The sequence below is a fragment of the Burkholderia sp. USMB20 genome (assembly GCF_000949135.2).
Taxonomy (GTDB): Bacteria; Pseudomonadota; Gammaproteobacteria; order Burkholderiales; family Burkholderiaceae; genus Burkholderia.
The window spans coordinates 199146-216726 of sequence record NZ_JTAN02000012.1 but is presented as its reverse complement, the minus strand read 5'-3'; the positions used below and the strand labels follow the sequence as shown (position 1 = coordinate 216726).

The 17581-nt window shown below is 66.2% G+C and carries 18 protein-coding genes; 11 read left to right on the top strand and 7 right to left on the bottom strand.

Annotated features, from left to right (window positions below; translation table 11 throughout):
- Positions 1-21 precede the first annotated feature (21 nt).
- From PL79_RS14165 to hisC, 3 genes are all read left to right on the top strand, one after another.
- Positions 22-630, top strand: a complete 609-nt coding sequence (locus PL79_RS14165) for a 50S ribosomal protein L25/general stress protein Ctc (RefSeq protein ID WP_044847489.1) — start codon at positions 22-24, stop codon at positions 628-630.
- Between the two features lie 119 nt (positions 631-749).
- On the top strand, positions 750-1349 hold the full coding sequence (gene pth / locus PL79_RS14160; protein WP_044847473.1) for an aminoacyl-tRNA hydrolase: 600 nt from the start codon (positions 750-752) through the stop codon (positions 1347-1349).
- A 130-nt stretch (positions 1350-1479) separates the two neighbouring features.
- A complete protein-coding gene (gene hisC / locus PL79_RS14155) occupies positions 1480-2547 on the top strand; it encodes a histidinol-phosphate transaminase (RefSeq protein WP_044847474.1) in 1068 nt (355 codons plus the stop codon).
- A gap of 90 nt (positions 2548-2637) precedes the next feature.
- On the opposite strand, the gene PL79_RS14150 is transcribed toward hisC, so the two are convergent.
- The 3 genes from PL79_RS14150 to rsmD form a co-directional block, all read right to left on the bottom strand.
- The gene (locus PL79_RS14150; protein WP_044847475.1) at positions 2638-2904 is read right to left on the bottom strand and encodes a YfhL family 4Fe-4S dicluster ferredoxin; all 267 of its coding nucleotides are present in this window, start codon (positions 2902-2904) and stop codon (positions 2638-2640) included.
- A gap of 59 nt (positions 2905-2963) precedes the next feature.
- Entirely contained in the window at positions 2964-3461 is a 498-nt protein-coding gene (gene coaD / locus PL79_RS14145) for a pantetheine-phosphate adenylyltransferase (RefSeq protein WP_044847476.1), read from the bottom strand.
- A gap of 111 nt (positions 3462-3572) precedes the next feature.
- Positions 3573-4187 carry a 16S rRNA (guanine(966)-N(2))-methyltransferase RsmD gene (gene rsmD, locus PL79_RS14140; protein ID WP_044847477.1) on the bottom strand — a complete coding sequence of 205 codons (615 nt, stop codon included), beginning with the start codon at positions 4185-4187 and terminating at the stop codon, positions 3573-3575.
- Positions 4188-4389: 202 nt separating this feature from the next.
- Here rsmD and ftsY point away from each other — a divergent pair, with 202 nt between their 5' ends.
- A complete protein-coding gene (gene ftsY / locus PL79_RS14135) occupies positions 4390-5556 on the top strand; it encodes a signal recognition particle-docking protein FtsY (protein ID WP_044847478.1) in 1167 nt (388 codons plus the stop codon).
- Between the two features lie 104 nt (positions 5557-5660).
- Here ftsY and maiA read toward each other — a convergent pair whose 3' ends face one another.
- Positions 5661-6305 carry a maleylacetoacetate isomerase gene (gene maiA / locus PL79_RS14130; RefSeq protein ID WP_044847479.1) on the bottom strand — a complete coding sequence of 215 codons (645 nt, stop codon included), beginning with the start codon at positions 6303-6305 and terminating at the stop codon, positions 5661-5663.
- A 197-nt stretch (positions 6306-6502) separates the two neighbouring features.
- Between maiA and ybiB the strand changes: the two genes are divergently transcribed.
- A complete protein-coding gene (gene ybiB / locus PL79_RS14125; RefSeq protein ID WP_044847480.1) occupies positions 6503-7486 on the top strand; it encodes a DNA-binding protein YbiB in 984 nt (327 codons plus the stop codon).
- Between the two features lie 394 nt (positions 7487-7880).
- The gene (gene leuA / locus PL79_RS14120; RefSeq protein WP_044847481.1) at positions 7881-9527 is read left to right on the top strand and encodes a 2-isopropylmalate synthase; all 1647 of its coding nucleotides are present in this window, start codon (positions 7881-7883) and stop codon (positions 9525-9527) included.
- A 142-nt stretch (positions 9528-9669) separates the two neighbouring features.
- Here the strand turns inward: leuA and PL79_RS14115 are convergent, their stop codons facing one another.
- Together PL79_RS14115 and PL79_RS14110 are read right to left on the bottom strand one after the other, a co-directional pair.
- Positions 9670-10053 (bottom strand): nuclear transport factor 2 family protein, encoded by a 384-nt coding sequence (locus tag PL79_RS14115; protein WP_044847482.1) that lies wholly within the window; start codon positions 10051-10053, stop codon positions 9670-9672.
- A 45-nt stretch (positions 10054-10098) separates the two neighbouring features.
- Entirely contained in the window at positions 10099-10668 is a 570-nt protein-coding gene (locus PL79_RS14110) for an acyloxyacyl hydrolase (RefSeq protein ID WP_044847483.1), read from the bottom strand.
- Positions 10669-11029: 361 nt separating this feature from the next.
- On the opposite strand from PL79_RS14110, the gene rpoH reads away from it, so the two are divergent.
- The 5 genes from rpoH to cydX all read left to right on the top strand — a co-directional run bounded on the left by rpoH (position 11030) and on the right by cydX (position 15486).
- Positions 11030-11965, top strand: a complete 936-nt coding sequence (gene rpoH / locus PL79_RS14105; RefSeq protein ID WP_044847484.1) for an RNA polymerase sigma factor RpoH — start codon at positions 11030-11032, stop codon at positions 11963-11965.
- Positions 11966-12295: 330 nt separating this feature from the next.
- Positions 12296-12571, top strand: a complete 276-nt coding sequence (gene cydP, locus PL79_RS14100; protein ID WP_044847485.1) for a cytochrome oxidase putative small subunit CydP — start codon at positions 12296-12298, stop codon at positions 12569-12571.
- Positions 12561-14141: a cytochrome ubiquinol oxidase subunit I gene (locus tag PL79_RS14095; protein ID WP_044847486.1), complete on the top strand. Its 1581-nt coding sequence runs from the start codon at positions 12561-12563 to the stop codon at positions 14139-14141. The genes cydP and PL79_RS14095 overlap by 11 nt, the downstream gene beginning before the upstream one ends.
- Before the next feature lie 31 nt (positions 14142-14172).
- Positions 14173-15309, top strand: a complete 1137-nt coding sequence (cydB, locus tag PL79_RS14090) for a cytochrome d ubiquinol oxidase subunit II (RefSeq protein ID WP_044847487.1) — start codon at positions 14173-14175, stop codon at positions 15307-15309.
- A gap of 54 nt (positions 15310-15363) precedes the next feature.
- Complete coding sequence (gene cydX, locus PL79_RS14085) at positions 15364-15486, top strand: cytochrome bd-I oxidase subunit CydX (RefSeq protein WP_006483737.1); 123 nt, start codon at positions 15364-15366, stop codon at positions 15484-15486.
- Between the two features lie 257 nt (positions 15487-15743).
- Here cydX and nagE read toward each other — a convergent pair whose 3' ends face one another.
- A complete protein-coding gene (nagE, locus tag PL79_RS14080; RefSeq protein ID WP_044847488.1) occupies positions 15744-17507 on the bottom strand; it encodes an N-acetylglucosamine-specific PTS transporter subunit IIBC in 1764 nt (587 codons plus the stop codon).
- Between the last annotated feature and the right edge of the window lie 74 nt (positions 17508-17581).

Below are 17581 nucleotides of genomic sequence, written 5' to 3'. Positions count from 1 at the left end.
GGGCAGCAAATGGAGAATCACATGAAAGTCGTCGCTTTCGAGCGCCAACAGCAAGGTACGGGTGCGAGCCGCCGCCTGCGCAACGCCGGTAAGACCACGGGTATCGTCTACGGTGGCGAAGCAGCCCCGCAAAAGATCGAACTGGATCACAACGCGCTGTGGCACGCCCTGAAGAAGGAAGCCTTCCACTCGTCGATCCTCGACCTGGAAGTCGCTGGCCAGTCGCAACAGGTTCTGCTGCGCGACGTGCAATACCACCCGTTCAAGCAACTCGTGCTGCACGTGGACTTCCAGCGCGTCGACGCGAAGAAGAAGCTGCACACGAAGGTGCCGCTGCACTTCCTGAACGCTGAAGTCAGCCCGGCAGTGAAGCTGTCGAGCGCAATCGTCTCGCACGTCGCGACGGAAATCGAAGTCGAGTGCCTGCCGTCGGCTCTGCCGGAATTCCTCGAAGTCGATCTGTCGAAGATCGAAGCAGGTCAGTCGCTGCACGCGAAGGACATCGCACTGCCGAAGGGCGTGACGCTGGTCGCGCACGTCGACGCGGAAAACCCGGTTGTCGCATCGGCGACGGTCCCGGCTGGTGCCGTGTCGGACGCAGCAGGCGAAGGCGAAACGCCGGCTGCCTAAGCGGCTGCCCACGCGCCATTCGATCCGTTTCGCGAAACGGTCGATGCAACCCGCCGCGGCTTGCCCGGCGGGTTTTTCTTTTTCTGCGCCCAGGCGGGCGCTGCCGCCTACGAAACGTCATGATCAAACTGATCGTCGGCCTCGGCAATCCCGGGGCGGAATACACCGCGACGCGCCACAACGCCGGCTTCTGGCTGATCGACCAGCTCGCCCGCGAAGCCGGCACGACGCTGCGCGACGAGCGCCGCTTTCACGGCTTCTACGCAAAAGCGCGCCTGCACGGCGAGGAAGTCCACCTGCTGGAGCCGCAAACCTACATGAACCGCTCCGGCCAGTCAGTCGTCGCGCTCGCGAATTTCTTCAAGATCCTGCCCGACCAGATCCTCGTCGCCCACGACGAACTCGATCTGCCGCCCGGCACCGTGAAGCTGAAGCTCGGCGGCGGCAGCGGCGGCCACAACGGCCTGAAGGACATCTCCGCGCATCTGTCGTCGCAACAGTACTGGCGCCTGCGCATCGGCATCGGCCATCCGCGCGACCTGATTCCGGAAGGCGCGCGCGCCGGCGCGAAACCCGACGTCGCGAACTTCGTGCTGAAGCCGCCGCGCCGCGAGGAGCAGGACGTGATCGACGCATCGATCGAACGCGCGCTCGCCGTGATGCCGATGGTCGTCAAGGGCGAACTCGACCGCGCGACGATGCAGTTGCATCGCAACTGAACCCGCGCTGCACCGGCGCGGTGCAATGTGCCGCCCGGTTGCGCCGGGCAGCGTCGCCCTGCCGCGCAATTGCGCACTGCAACGCCCACATGCGGTAATCTGGTCGCTTTTGCCCGTCAGGAGCCAAGCGGTGAGCCGTTACTGGAGCGACGTCGTTCAGCAACTCGTGCCTTACGTGCCGGGCGAACAGCCCGCGCTCGCACACCCCGTCAAGCTGAACACCAACGAGAATCCCTATCCGCCTTCGCCGCGCGTCGTCGCGGCGATCGCACGCGAACTCGGCGATACCGGCGACACGCTGCGCCGCTATCCCGATCCGCTCGCGCGCGCACTGCGCGAGACGGTCGCGGCCCATCACCGCATCAAGCCCGAGCAGGTCTTCGTCGGCAACGGCTCCGACGAAGTGCTCGCGCACGCATTCCAGGCCCTGCTCAAGCATGACCGGCCGCTGCGCTTTCCCGACATCTCGTACAGCTTCTACCCGACCTACGCGCGCCTGTATGGCGTAGAAACTTCGATCGTGCCGCTCGCGGACGACTTCTCGATCCGGGCCGAAGACTATCTCGACGACGCAGGCGGCGTGCTGTTCCCGAACCCGAACGCGCCGACCGGGCGCGCGCTGCCGCTCGCGGACATCGAGCGGATCGCGGCCGCGAACCCGTCGTCGGTCGTGCTGATCGACGAGGCGTATGTCGATTTCGGCGCGCAATCCGCGATCACGCTGATCGACCGCCATCCGAACCTGCTCGTCGTGCACACGACGTCGAAGGCGCGCTCGCTCGCGGGCATGCGCGTCGGCTTCGCGTTCGGCGATGCCGCGTTGATCGACGCACTGAACCGCGTGAAGGACAGCTTCAATTCCTATCCGCTCGACCGGCTCGCGCAGGCCGCGGCGCAGGCGGCATACGAAGACACCGACTATTTCGGCGCGACCTGCCGGCGCGTGATCGACAGCCGCACGCGGCTCACGCACGCGCTCGAGGCGCTCGGTTTCGAGGTCGTGCCGTCGGCCGCGAATTTCGTGTTCGCGCGCCATCCCGCGCACGATGCGGGGACGATCGCGGCACAGCTGAAGGATCGGGAAATTTTCGTGCGGCACTTCCGGGCGCCGCGCATCGACCAGCACTTGCGCATCACCGTCGGCACCGACGCCGAATGCGACGCGCTCGTCGCGGCATTGCGCGAGCTGATCGGCTGAAACGGTAGCGGAAGCTGAAACGGAACCGGCGCCGAACGGCGCCGGGCAAGGAAATCGTGACGTCGAGACGCGCGCGACGTCACCAGCGCGTCACTGCGCGTCGTCGCCCTTCGCGGCGGTCAACGCGTGATACTTCGCCATCAACTGCGCGTGCGATTCGTCGTGCTGCGGATCGCGCGGAATGCATTCGACCGGACACACCTGCTGGCACTGCGGCTCGTCGAAATGGCCGACGCACTCGGTGCACTTGTTCGGGTCGATCACGTAGATATCCGGGCCCATCGAAATCGCGCCGTTCGGGCACTCGGGCTCGCACACGTCGCAATTGATGCACTCGTCGGTAATCATCAAAGACATACTGATCTCACTTCTTCAGGCCGGCGGCCGGCTTCACGACGAAACCGGCCGGCGCCGCGTCACGCGGCCGGGCCTCCCATCGCAGTGACTTTCTCGGTCAGCCACTTCTCGACGGACGGGAACACGAACTTGCTGACATCGCCGCCCAACTGCGCGATTTCGCGCACGATCGTCCCCGAGATGAACTGGTACTGATCGGACGGCGTCATGAACATCGTCTCGACGTCGGGCAACAGATAGCGGTTCATCCCCGCCATCTGGAACTCGTATTCGAAATCGGACACGGCACGCAGGCCGCGCACGATCACGCGCGCGTTGTTGATGCGGACGAAATCCTTCAGCAGGCCCGTGAAACTCATGACCTTCACGTTCGGATAATGACCGAGCACCTCGTTCGCAATCGTCAGACGTTCTTCCAGCGAGAAGAACGGCTTCTTCGCGCGGCTGTCGGCGACACCCACCACCAGCGTATCAAAAATACTCGAAGCACGCCGCACGAGGTCTTCGTGCCCGCGCGTCAGCGGATCGAACGTACCGGGATACACGGCGACTACCATGTCGCTCCTCCTGTCATCACGCAAACGGGGTGGCAGCCGTGCGACGCGCACGCCACTGCCGAGATGGGCATGCGTCGCCTTTGCCGCGCGCCGCCTCGTATGGAACGCGCATTATTCATCATTTTCGCGCCGCAGCAAATGATAGTGAACCGCACCGGCCTTGCCGTGCTTCACCACCTGCCAGCCGGCCAGTGCGTCGTGCGCGGCCGGGTCGAGCTCCGCCCCCGTTTCGACGTACAGCGCGCCATCCGGCGAGACGAGCGGCGCCGCCAGCGCGATCGCGCGATCGAGCACGGCCGGCTCGCCGAACGGCGGATCGAGGAACACGACGTCGAACGCGCCCGGGGTCAGCCCGGCCGCGAGCCGCAGCGCGTCGGCTTCCGCGACCTCGACCGAGCGTGCGCCGAGCTTGTCCTTGATCGTGCGCAGCTGCTGCGCCGCGCGCGGGTGGCGCTCGACCATCACGACGCTCGTCGCGCCGCGCGACGCGGCCTCGAAGCCGAGTGCGCCGGTGCCCGCGAACAGGTCGAGGCAGCGCCGGCCTTCGAGATCCTGGCCGAGCCAGTTGAACAGGGTCTCGCGCACGCGATCGGGCGTCGGCCGCAGGCCGTCGAGATCGAGCACGGCGAGCGGTGTGCGTTTCCAGTCACCGCCGATGATGCGGATCGTGTGCGGCTTGCCACGGCCGGCGGGGGCCGCCGGGCGGCCGGAAGAGGAACGGGACATACGGAATATCGACAACGGAGGGAACGGGTGCGCACGCGGGCGCACCGCCAAACAGGCGCACGTTACCACAGCGGCGGCACCGACTGACGCGAGTGCCTCGCCGCACTGATAAAATGCACGGTTTCGGCCGTCGTGCGCACGCGCGCCGGCCTCTCCGGCGCTCCGCCCTGGCGGCGCCCCGCCCTCTTCCCGACGTCAGACCATGTTCAGCTTCTTCAAACGATTCAAGAAAACGCAGGAGCCCGACTCCGCGGAATCGCAATCAGCCGACGCGCCGCAACCGGACGAGCCGTCCGACGCGCCCGCGCCCGCCCCCGAGCCCCGCCGGGCGGTCGAAGCACCGCAAGCGCCCGCGCAGCCGCGACAGGCCGCGCCGGCCGTCGTGATGACGGTCACGCCGACCAACGACGGCAGCGACGAAGTCGTCGAAGCGGTCGAGATCGTGCCGCCGCCGACGCAGGACGCGACCGCGAAGAAGTCGTGGCTCGCGCGCCTGAAGTCGGGGCTCGCGAAGACGGGCTCGAGCATCACCGGCGTGTTCGTCAACACGAAGATCGACGAGGATCTGTACGAGGAGCTCGAAGCCGCGCTGCTGATGTCCGACGCCGGCGTCGACGCGACCGAGTACCTGCTCGGCGCGCTGCGCGAGAAGGTGCGCGCGGGCCGGCTGACCGATCCGCAGCAGGTGAAGGGCGCGCTGCACGACCTGCTCGTCGAACTGCTGACGCCGCTCGAGAAGTCGCTGATGCTCGGTCGCGCGCAACCGCTCGTGATGATGATCACGGGCGTGAACGGCGCGGGCAAGACCACCAGCATCGGCAAGCTCGCGAAGCACCTGCAGAGCTTCGACCAGTCGGTGCTGCTGGCCGCGGGCGACACGTTCCGCGCGGCCGCGCGCGAACAGCTGGCGGTCTGGGGCGAGCGCAACAACGTGACGGTCGTCCAGCAGGAAAGCGGCGACCCGGCCGCGGTGATCTTCGACGCGGTCAGCGCCGCGCGCGCACGCAAGATCGACGTGATGATGGCCGACACGGCCGGCCGCCTGCCGACGCAGCTGCACCTGATGGAAGAACTGAAGAAGGTGAAGCGCGTGATCTCGAAGGCGCACGACGGCGCGCCGCACGAGGTGCTGCTCGTGATCGACGCGAACACGGGCCAGAACGCGCTCACGCAGGTGAAGGCCTTCGACGATGCGCTCGGCCTCACGGGCCTGATCGTCACGAAGCTCGACGGCACCGCCAAGGGCGGGATCCTCGCCGCGATCGCGCGGCAGCGCCCGGTGCCCGTCTACTTCATCGGCGTCGGCGAGAAGGTCGAGGACCTGCAGCCGTTCAACGCGGTGGAATTCGCGGACGCGCTGCTCGGCTGAACGCCGCCGGCCCGCATCGCACGGGGCGCCTCCGGGCGCCCTTTTTTCATGCGCGGCCGGCAGCCGTCAGCCGGAAGCCGGCGGCCCCGCGACGTCATTCGATGTCATTCGGCGTCGGGCTGCACGCCAGGCTCGGCGGCCTTGAACGCATCGAGCGTCGACGCATGATCGGCGATCCGCTGGATCGTCGGAAAGCGCGTCGTGTCGATCGAGAAACGGTTCGCGTTGAACACCTGCGGCACGATGCAGATATCGGCGAGCGTCGGCGTGTCGCCGAAGCACAGCTTGCCGGTGCGCGGATCGCTCGCGAGGCGCGTCTCGAGCGACGCGAAACCCGCCTCGATCCAGTGCCGGTACCATTCGTTCTTCGCTTCCTCCGGCACCTTCAGCGTGTGCTTCAGGTACTTCAGCACGCGCAGGTTGTTCAGCGGATGGATCTCGCACGCGACCTGCAGCGCGATCGCCCGCACATACGCGCGGTCGACCGGCGCCTTCGGCAGCAGCGCGGGTTCGGGATGCGTTTCCTCGAGATATTCGATGATCGCGAGCGATTGCTGCAGCGTGGCATCGCCGTCGATCAGCGTCGGCACGACGGCATCCGGATTCACCGCGCGATACGCGTCCTTCAGTTGCTCGCCGCCGTCGCGCAGCATGTGCACGGGGACCGTGTCGAACGGCAGCTGCTTCAGGTTCAGGGCGATCCGCACGCGGTACGACGCGGAACTGCGGAAATAGCTGTAAAGCTTCATGGGTGTCTCTCTGTTGGTCGTATTCGGCCGGTAACGGCGCCTGCAGCGCACGCACGGCACCGCCGGGAACCCGAGTTTAGCGCGCCGCGCGGCGGTGGCGCGCAGCCGCGCTTGGGCGAGCCGCGCCCATGCGATACTCGGGGCATTCCTTACCGCTCACCGCGCGGCCCGATGCCGGCCGCCCGCCCCACGCCCCGATGACCGCTCCCCACGACTCCGCCGCCTCGCCGTTCCCTTGCGCCCGCTTCATCAAGGAAATCGGCCGCGGCCCGAACGGCGCACGCGCGCTGTCCGCCGAAGACACGTTCGAGCTCTATCGCGCGATGCTCGATGCACGCGTGTCGGACGTCGAACTCGGCGCGATCCTGATCGCGTATCGCCTGAAGGGCGAAAGCGCCGACGAACTGTCCGCGATGCTCGCCGCCGCGCAGGCGTCGTTCGAACCGGTGCACGTGCAGGACGCCGCCTTCCGCCCGGTATCGATCCCGAGCTACAACGGCGCGCGCAAGCAGCCGAACCTGGTGCCGCTGCTCGCGCTGCTGCTCGCGCGCGAAGGCGTGCCGGTGCTCGTGCACGGCGTCGAGCGCGATCCGGGCCGCGTGACGAGCGCGGAGATCTTCTCGGCGCTGTCGATCGCGCCGTCGAAGTCGCACGACGCGATCGAGGACATGCTCGCCGAGCGCCGCGTCGCGTTCGCGCCGATCGACGCGCTGGCGCCGCGCATCGCGCGTCTGCTGGCGCTGCGTGGCGTGCTCGGCGTGCGCAACTCCACGCACACGCTCGTGAAGATCCTGCAGCCGTTCGCGCCGGCCGGGCTGCGGCTCGTCAACTACACGCATCCGCCGTACCGCGACAGCCTCGCGCAACTGTTCCGCGATCATCCGGACGCCGCGCGCGGCGGTGCGCTGCTCGCGCGCGGCACCGAAGGCGAAGCGGTGGCCGACACGCGGCGCCAGGTGCAGGTCGACTGGCTGCACGACGGCGTGTGCGACACGCTGATCGAGCCCGAACGCTCGTCGAGCGACGCACCGCCCGTCGCGCTGCCCGAATCGCGCGACGCGGCGACCACGGCCGCGTGGACGGACGCCGTGCTGCGCGGCGAAGTTCCGGTGCCCGACGCGCTTGCGCGGCAGGTCGACACGATCGTGCGGATCGCCCGGATCACCCGGATCGCACCGTGACCGGCATCCCGGGCCGGCGTGCTGTCGCGCCGGCCTTTCAACCGACCATTTGACACGCACCCGCATCCTGGCATAGAGTTGTCGCCATGCGTTCCTTTCCGAACACCCTCCGAATTACCTCCGGCCGCCTAGCGCGGTCGCTATCGCTACGACTAGCCTAAGGCTGTCTTAGCGCCGTGTGCTGTCCGCACGGTCCCTCCCTGCAGTTCCTCGCAGCACCCTTCTCGCAGTTTTTACAACCCGAAGTCGTCAGCATTCGTCCGTCTATCCGTCGGTCGATTCGCGAAGATCATCCGCATCCGCAGCGCGTTTCCGGCGCCACGGTGCGAGGCAGCGCCTACCGTCGCCCATGCCGCCCGTCTTCGCTCGCGACTTGAGACCCGAGGTCCAGAAGATGAAGCGCAACCCGCAAGACAAGTATCGTCCGTTCGAACCCGTCCGCATCAATGGCCGCCGCTGGCCGACCCGCACCATCGAGCGTGCGCCGGTCTGGATGAGCACCGACCTGCGCGACGGCAACCAGTCGCTGATCGAGCCGATGAGCATCGAACAGAAGCTGGAGTTCTTCGACATGCTGGTCGCGATCGGTTTCAAGGAGATCGAAGTCGGTTTTCCGTCGGCGTCGCAAACCGACTTCGATTTCGTCCGCAAGCTGATCGACGAGAAGCGGATCCCCGACGACGTGACGATCGAAGTGCTCGTGCAGTCGCGCGAAGACCTGATCGCGCGCACCTTCGACGCGCTCGACGGCGTGCCGCGCGCGATCGTGCACCTGTACAACGCGATCTGCCCGTCGTTCCGGCGCATCGTGTTCGGGATGTCGAAGGCCGACGTGAAGGCGCTCGCGGTCGACGGCACGCGACTCATCAAGGAACACGCGGCGGCTCGCCCGGACACGCACTGGACCTATCAGTACTCTCCTGAAACCTTCAGCATGACCGAGCTGACGTTCGCGCGCGAAGTGTGCGACGCGGTCGCGCAGGCGTGGCGTCCGACCCGCGATCACAAGATGATCGTCAACCTGCCGGCGACCGTCGAAGCCGCGAGCCCGAACGTGTTCGCCGACCAGATCGAGTGGATGGACCGCAACCTCGCGTATCGCGACAGCATCGTGCTGTCCGTGCATCCGCACAACGATCGCGGCACCGCGGTCGCCGCCGCCGAACTCGCGCTGCTCGCGGGCGCCGACCGCATCGAGGGCTGCCTGTTCGGCAACGGCGAGCGCACCGGCAACGTCGACCTCGTCACGCTCGCGCTGAACCTCTATACGCAGGGCATCGACCCGGGCCTCGATTTCTCCGACATCGACGCGGTGCGCCGCGTGGTCGAGCGCTGCAACCAGATTCCGGTGCATCCGCGCCATCCGTACGCGGGCGACCTCGTGTTCACCGCGTTCTCCGGCTCGCACCAGGACGCGATCCGCAAGGGCTTCGCGCAGCAGCGCCCCGACGCGGTGTGGGAAGTGCCGTACCTGCCGATCGACCCGGCCGACCTCGGCCGCAGCTATGACGCGGTGATCCGCGTGAACAGCCAGTCCGGCAAGGGCGGCGCGACGTTCCTGCTCGAACGCGGGATGGGCTTCACGCCGACGCGCCGCGTGCAGATCGAATTCAGCCACGCGGTGCAGACGCTCGCCGACGCATCCGGCGAGGAAGTGACCGGCGACGCGATCTGTGCGCTGTTCGCGCGCGAATTCTTCGAGACCGACGGCCCGGCCGCGCGCCACGGCAACGGCGCGCGCTGGCAGAACCGCGACATCGCGAGCGCGCCGCCGGCCGATGCGACGCCCGAAGACGCCGTGCAACGCGTGGCCGCGGCCTTCGCGACGGCAGCCGGCGCGACGATCGACGTCGCCTCGTGCGAACACGCGCGCACGACGGACGGCCGGATCGCGGTATCGGTCGGCTGCCGGGTCGGCGACGCGCCGCTGCGGCATGGTGTCGGGGTGCACGACGACGCCGCGAGCGCCGCGCTCGATGCGGTCGTCAGCGCGATCAACCGCTCGGCCTGGCATCGCGCCGACCGCCGTGCGGCGGCCTGACGGCAGGTTTCGCTTCAGGGTTCGAACGTCAGCGAGCGGTGCGTGACCGCCCGTGCGCCGCGCGATCCGCGCCGCACGGGCCAATGAAAAGCGGCCCAGAAGGCCGCTTCGGTCGGGACATGAAAAGGAGCGCCAGGCGCGCTCATGTCTCGGTCGCGCACCGCGTCGCCTGCCACGCGAGCAGGCGCCAGTGGCCCTGCTCATGCGTGTGGACGGCCGTATAGGCGATCGGAAACACCAGCCCGCCGTTGTTCGTTTCCATCTCGATCAACGCGCGCCCGGTGACGACGCAGGTCGCGTCGCCGACGGGCAGCAGGTCCTGCGACTGGATTTCGATCTGGCGATAGCGGCGGCGGCCGGCGACGATGGCGTCGATGAACTGCTGCTTGGTTTCGCGTTTGCCGTTGGTGTGCACGAAGAACACCTTGTCCGACAATTGCGCATCGAGCGCCTCGCCGTCTCCGTCGACCATCGCCCGGAACCGTTCGCGCTCGAGCGCGCGAATCGCATCGACCACCTTCGCCATCGCCTGACTCCTCGGCAACGCGCCCGCCGTGCGCCGGCGTGCGGATCAGAAGTTGTACTGCACGTAGAACTGGTGGAAATTTATACCAGGATTCGGCTCTTTGATACCCGCGTTAGACACATGTTGAAAACGGTAACCGACCTGATACTGTTGCCGTTCTCCGAACTGGGCGCCAACGCCGGCGACGTCCACGAACTGGAACGACGTCGCCAGCGACAGATTGTTGGAGATCGTCGGGGAAGTCAGGAAGCGGATGCCGGCACCGGCCTCGATGAACGGACGCACCTGGCCCGCGCTCTTGATGAAGCGGAACATCGGCTGCGCGCCGAATTCGCCGATGCTGCCATGAACATTGCCGCCCGTATGCCAGTAGCCGGCGTGCCCTTCCACCACGAACGCGAAGTGCCAGCCGCCGATTTCCCACCAGTTCCAGCCCGGATCCCACACGACGCCGAGATCGCCCTTGTCGATCCCGTGGCGATCGGAAAACCCGCCGCCGGCCTGGATTCCCCATCGATCCGCGAACGCGGCACCCGATCCGCCCAGCAGCGACGCCGCCAGCAGCGCGTGCAGCGCAAGCCGACTATGGGGCCGGCAATTCTTCTTATTGTTCATCTGACACTCCAACTTTGTGGGTTGAATGGAGCCTTGCCGCAGCGGCCGGGCCCGAGCGAACTGAATGGTATGGTAAAGGACTTTTCGGATCGGCATCGCGAAGCGAAATTGTTTGCTTCCAAAACTACAAAAATCGAAATCGTCTACTGATTACCATCAGAAACAATGGCTTACGGAACTTCCCTCCGCCAGCCCGGTCGCAAATTAGACTATCGACTCGACAAGTTCGATAGAAAACCGGGAACTTGGATGCCCCCGTGCCCTCTAAGGAATTAGCACTCGGATTACGGGAGTGCTAAGATGGGCCCCGGAATCTCATCCGAGACCAGGGGTTTGTCCCTGATTCCAAAGGAGTTTTTTAGTGAGCCACGCCCTGACCCTTCCGAATACCCTGAGCCCGACGCCGGCCAAGGCCGAATCGGCAGGCTCGCTGGCGCTCGCGACTCAATCGATGTTGCCGGGCCAGCTTGGCAACATCGACGCGTATATCCAGGCCGTCAACCGGATCCCGCTGCTGAGCGCCGAAGAGGAACGCCAGTACGCGACCGAATTCCGCGAAGACAACAACCTCGACTCGGCACGCCGCCTCGTGCTGTCGCACCTGCGGCTCGTCGTGTCGATCGCGCGCAACTATCTCGGCTACGGCCTGCCGCACGGCGACCTGATCCAGGAAGGCAACATCGGCCTGATGAAGGCAGTGAAGCGTTTCGACCCGGCGCAAAACGTGCGTCTGGTGTCGTACGCGATCCACTGGATCAAGGCCGAGATCCACGAGTACATCCTGCGCAACTGGCGCATGGTGAAGGTCGCGACGACGAAGGCGCAGCGCAAGCTGTTCTTCAACCTGCGCAGCCACAAGAAGAGCATGCAGGCGATGACGCCCGAGGAAATCGACGGCCTCGCGCAGGAGCTCAACGTCAAGCGCGAAGACGTGACCGAAATGGAAACGCGCCTGTCGGGCGGCGACATCGCCCTCGAGGGCCAAGTGGAAGACGGCGAGGAGTCGTACGCGCCGATCGCTTACCTGGCCGATTCGCACAACGAGCCGACCGCCGTGCTTGCCGCGCGTCAGCGCGACATGCTGCAGACGGACGGCATCGCGCAGGCGCTCGAGGCGCTCGACGCACGCAGCCGCCGGATCATCGAGGCGCGCTGGCTGAACGTCGACGACGACGGCTCGGGCGGCTCGACGCTGCACGATCTCGCGGCCGAGTTCGGCGTATCGGCGGAACGCATCCGCCAGATCGAAGCGAGCGCCATGAAGAAGATGCGCACCGCACTTGCCGAATACGCCTGAATCCGCGATTTAGAGCGCTTCACCCAAAACCGCTGCCCGCCCGGCAGCGGTTTTTTTTCGTCTGTCGTTTTTAGCCTCGATCGTGTCTGATTAATCGACCTTGTTGATCGGGTATCGGGCGAATTCCGGCCCCTTCCGCATAACCTTGATCTGCCTCAAGTTTCGACACGCGCTTCGCGACGGTCTGCCGCATCGCCGCACTCGGCATCGGAAAGCCGGCATTTTAAAATTGGCATGTCGGCTCAAAAGGATTAAAACAGCTTAACTGCCGTCATAAATCCGACGTAAAGTCGCCCCAAAACCGATGTAAATCGATTCAGGATAATCACCTTGATCTCGATCAATAAAGCGCCTGCGCCGCGTCCCCCGCAGGCCACAGGCTGCGGCTGGCGCGCACGCATCGCCGCGTGGGCGCGCGGGCCGACCCTCATGCGCGACATCACGCTGGTGCTGATCGTCAAGCTGATCCTCCTGATGTCGCTCAAATACGCATTCTTCAATCATCCGCAGGCCGAGCACATGTCGCTGCCGCCTGCCGTCGTCGCCGAGAAGCTGCTCTCGGTGCCGGCGCCTGCATCTACCGAGGGAGACCACCATGATAAGTAGCGAAGTCGTCGATCTGTCGCGTCTGCAGTTCGGCATCACGGCGCTCTACCACTTCCTGTTCGTGCCGCTGACGCTCGGCCTGTCCTGGCTGCTCGTCATCATGGAAGCCGTCTACGTGATGACCGGCAAACAGGTCTACAAGGACATGACGCAGTTCTGGGGCAAGTTGTTCGGGATCAACTTCGCGATGGGCGTGACGACCGGCATTACGCTCGAATTCCAGTTCGGCACGAACTGGTCGTACTACTCGCACTATGTCGGCGACATCTTCGGCGTGCCGCTCGCGGTCGAGGGCCTGATGGCGTTCTTCCTCGAGTCGACGTTCGTCGGCCTGTTCTTCTTCGGCTGGAACCGCCTGTCGAAGGTCAAGCACCTGATGGTCACGTTCCTCGTCGCGCTGGGCTCGAACCTGTCCGCGCTGTGGATCCTCGTCGCGAACGGCTGGATGAACAACCCGGTCGGCGCCGAGTTCAACTACCAGACGATGCGCATGGAGTTGACGAACCTGTTCGACGTGCTGTTCAACCCGGTCGCGCAGGTGAAGTTCGTGCACACCGTGTCGGCCGGCTACGTGACGGCCGCGATGTTCGTGCTCGGCATCTCGTCGTGGTATCTGCTGAAGAAGCGCGACACCGATTTCGCACTGCGCTCGTTCGCGGTCGCGGCCGGCTTCGGTCTCGCGTCGACGCTTTGCGTGATCGTGCTCGGCGACGAGTCGGGCTATACGACCGGCGAAGTGCAGAAGATGAAGCTCGCCGCGATCGAATCGGAATGGGAAACCCAGCCGGCGCCGGCGTCGTTCACGCTGATCGGCATTCCGAACCAGAAGGAAGAGCGCACCGACTACGCGATCAAGATCCCGTACGCGCTCGGCCTGATCGCGACGCGCTCGATCGACGAACCGGTGATCGGCCTGCGCGAGCTCGCGAAGCGCAGCGAGGAGCACATCCAGAGCGGGATGGTCGCGTACGGCGCATTGCAGAAGATCAAGCAGGGCGATACGAGCGACGCGACCCGCGCATTGTTCGACCAGCACAAGCAGTATCTCGGCTACGGGCTGATGCTCAAGCAGTTCACGCCGAACGTGACCGATGCGACGCCGGATCAGATCAAGGCCGCCGCGAAGAAGACCATCCCGCCGGTCGCGCCCGTGTTCTTCTCGTTCCGGATCATGGTGTTCCTCGGCTTCCTGTTCCTCGCGACCTTCGTCGCCGCGTTCTGGTTCTGCGCGCGCCGCGAGCTGCTGCAGGACAACCGTCGCTGGTTCCTGCGCTATGCGGTGTGGGCAATCCCGCTGCCGTGGCTCGCCGCGGAATTCGGCTGGGTCGTCGCCGAGCTCGGTCGCCAGCCGTGGACGATCGCGGGCATCCTGCCGACGCATCTGTCCGCGTCCAGCCTGACGTCGACGGACCTGTACCTGAGCCTCGCCGGTTTCATCGCGTTCTACACGGCACTGTTCGTCATCGAGATCAAGCTGATGTTCAAGTACGCGCGCCTCGGCCCGTCGTCGCTGCATACCGGCCGCTATCACCACGAACTCGCCGCAGCCGGCGAGCGTGCCGCGGTTTGAGCACGCCCCCGCAACGGAACAAGGAATCGCTATGGACTATGCAACTCTCAAGCTGATCTGGTGGCTGCTCGTCGGCGTGCTGCTGATCGGCTTCGCCGTCACCGACGGCTTCGACATGGGCGCGACCGCGCTGCTGCCGTTCCTCGGCAAGACCGACGAGGAACGCCGCATCATCGTCAACACGGTCGGCGCGACGTGGGAAGGCAACCAGGTGTGGCTGATCACGGCCGGCGGCGCGATGTTCGCCGCCTGGCCGCTCGTCTATGCCGCGTCGTTCTCCGGCTTCTACTTCGCGATGCTGCTCGTGCTGTTCGCGCTGTTCTTCCGGCCGGTCGGCTTCGACTATCGCAGCAAGCGGCCCGACCCGCGCTGGCGCGCGGGCTGGGACTGGGGCCTGTTCGTCGGCGGTTTCGTGCCGGCGCTGGTGTTCGGCGTCGCGTTCGGCAACCTGCTGCAGGGCGTGCCGTTCAAGTTCGACAGCGACCTGCGCGTCACCTACTACGGCGGCTTCTGGGCGCTGCTGAACCCGTTCGCGCTGCTCTGCGGGCTCGTCAGCCTCACGATGCTGGTCGCGCACGGCGCGGCATTCATCAAGATGAAGACCGACGGCGTGATCGCACGCCGCGCGTCGATCGCGCTGCGGGTGTCGGCGCTCGTCGCGGTCGTGCTGTTCGTGCTGGCCGGCGTGCTGATCGCGTCGACCATCGGCGGCTTCCACATCACGCACGCCGCGCCGACCGACACGGTCGCGAACCCGCTGCTGAAGGACGTGGCGGCCGGCTCGGGCCTGTGGCTCGCGAATTACGGCGAGTATCCGTGGATGATCGCGGCGCCGGTCGTCGGGATCGCGGGCGGCCTGCTCGCGCTGCTGCTCGCCGGCTCGAAGCAGGAAAAGACGGCGTTCTTCTGCACCGGCCTGATGATCGCCGGCGTGATCCTGACCGCGGGCTTCTCGATGTTCCCGTTCATCATGCCGTCGTCGCTCGACCCGCGCAGCAGCCTGACCGTGTGGGATTCGACGTCGAGCCACATGACGCTGCAGGTGATGCTGTTCGCGGTGATCGTGTTCCTGCCGATCGTCCTGCTCTATACGAGCTGGGTGTACCGCGTGATGCGCGGCAAGGTCACGCACCAGTCGCTCGAAGAGAACAAGCACTCGATGTATTGAACCCGGCCGGGGCGCGCACGCGCCCTCGCCCACCGTTTCGCAAGGAGTCGGATCATGTGGTACTTCAGCTGGATTCTCGGTATCGGCGTCGCGCTGTCGTTCGGCATCGTCAACGCGATGTGGCTCGAAGCGCGGCAGAAGCCGCAGGAAGCGCCGGTGCGCGCACGCCGCGACTGACCGCTCATATGCGGCGGCGGTTGATCGCCCCGCCGCGCGCCATCGGGAACGAACCTCGCTACGTGCGAGGTTTTTTTCGTCCGGACATTCGTTCGGCACGCGCGGCACGTCGATGCCAATTGAGCGCGATGCCGATGCACGCATCGCAACCGCGCGCCACCAATGAAAAACGGCTTGCGACACACGCGTCGCAAGCCGTTTTCGTTTTACCGACCGGCGGCCGCATCCGCGAGGCGGATCAGGCCGGTCTCATCGCATCATGCCGGTTGCACGGCCGCACCACCGCCCGTCGACGGCAGGCGCGCGCCGAGCTGTTCGGCATAGCGTGCCGCCGCGTTGCCGCAGACGATATGGAACGTGTCCGGCGTCACCCATGCGACATCGAGCGCGCCGAGCCGATCGCGATCGACCGCCGCTGCATCGCGCACGACGACGCGCAGGCGCGTGGTCGCGATCGCGTCGAGCGATGCGACGTTGGTCGCGCCGCCGAACACCGCAAGCCAACGCAGCGGATCGGGATCGAGCGGACCGGCCGCCGCGCCGGTGACCTGCTGCGCGGCCGCGACCGGGGCCGTCGCCGCGGCACCGGCCGCACCGCTGCCGATCGCCGAACGCATCTCGTCGGCGATGATGTCCGCCTCCGGCCCGATGATCACCTGCACGCTGTTGCCGCCGCGCTTGAGCACGCCGCGCGCGCCGATCGACTTCAGTTCCGGCTCCGACACCTTCTCCGGATCGACGACGCTCAGGCGCAGGCGCGTCGTGCAGGCGTCGACGACCGTCAGGTTGCCCGCGCCGCCGAGCGCGGCGATGTAGCGCTGCGCACGCGGCGCTGCCGCCGCGGCACCGGCCACCGGTGCGACGAAGCCGCCCGAGCCGAACGACTCGGTTGCCGAGTCGGCCGAGGCCGGCTCGCGACCGGGCGTCGCCATGTTGAACTTGCGGATGAAGAAACGGAACAGCCCGTAGTACGCGACGCCGTACGCAATGCCGAGCGGCACCGCGATCCAGCCCTTCGTCGACAGCCCGTAGTTCAGCACGTAGTCGATCGCGCCGGCCGAGAACGTGAAGCCGAGCTTCACGCCGAGGATCTGGCAGATCGCGAGCGACAGACCGGTGAGCACCGCGTGGATCACGTACAGCACCGGCGCGAGGAACATGAAGCTGAATTCGATCGGCTCGGTCACGCCGGTCAGGAACGACGTGAGCGCCATCGAGAACAGCAGGCCGCCGACCATCGCGCGGCGCTCCTTCGGCGCTTCGTGCAGCATCGCGAGACACGCGGCCGGCAGGCCGAACATCATGATCGGGAAGAAGCCGGCCATGAAGGTGCCCGCGGTCGGATCGCCCGCGAAGAAGCGGTGCAGGTCGCCGTGCACGAGCTCGCCGCCGGCCGGCGGCGTGAAGTTGCCGAACACGAACCACGCGAGCGAGTTGATGATGTGGTGCAGGCCCGTAACGAGCAGCAGGCGGTTCAGGAAGCCGAACACGAACGCACCGATCGCGCCCGCCGTCGTCAGCCACTGGCCGGCCGCGTCGATCAGATGCTGGACCGGCTGCCACACGTATCCGAACACGATGCCGAGTACCACGCACACGAGCCCGGTGATGATCGGCACGAACCGCTTGCCGCCGAAGAACGCGAGGTAGTCGGGCAGCTTGATGTCCTTGTAGCGGTTGTACAGCAAGCCCGCAACGACACCCGCGATGATCCCGGACAGCACGCCCATGTTCAGCTTGGGATCGATGTCCTTCATGATCGCGGTTTCGATCAGATAGCCGATCGCGCCCGCGAGTGCCGCCACGCCGTTGTTGTCCTTCGCGAAACCGACCGCCACGCCGATCGCGAACAGGAGCGGCAGGTTGTCGAAGATCGCGCCGCCGGCGTCGGCGATCATCTTGATGTTGAACACGTCCGGCTGCCCGAGCCGCAGCAGGATGCCGGCGACCGGCAACACCGCGATCGGCAGCATCAGCGCGCGGCCCAGGCCCTGTATCTTCAGAAACGGATTCCCGTCCATTCAGTCCTCCAATCCATGTCTCGTCATTAAGCGTCGTTGACCTAATTGCTTGCGTAGTGAAACGGGTCGCGCGC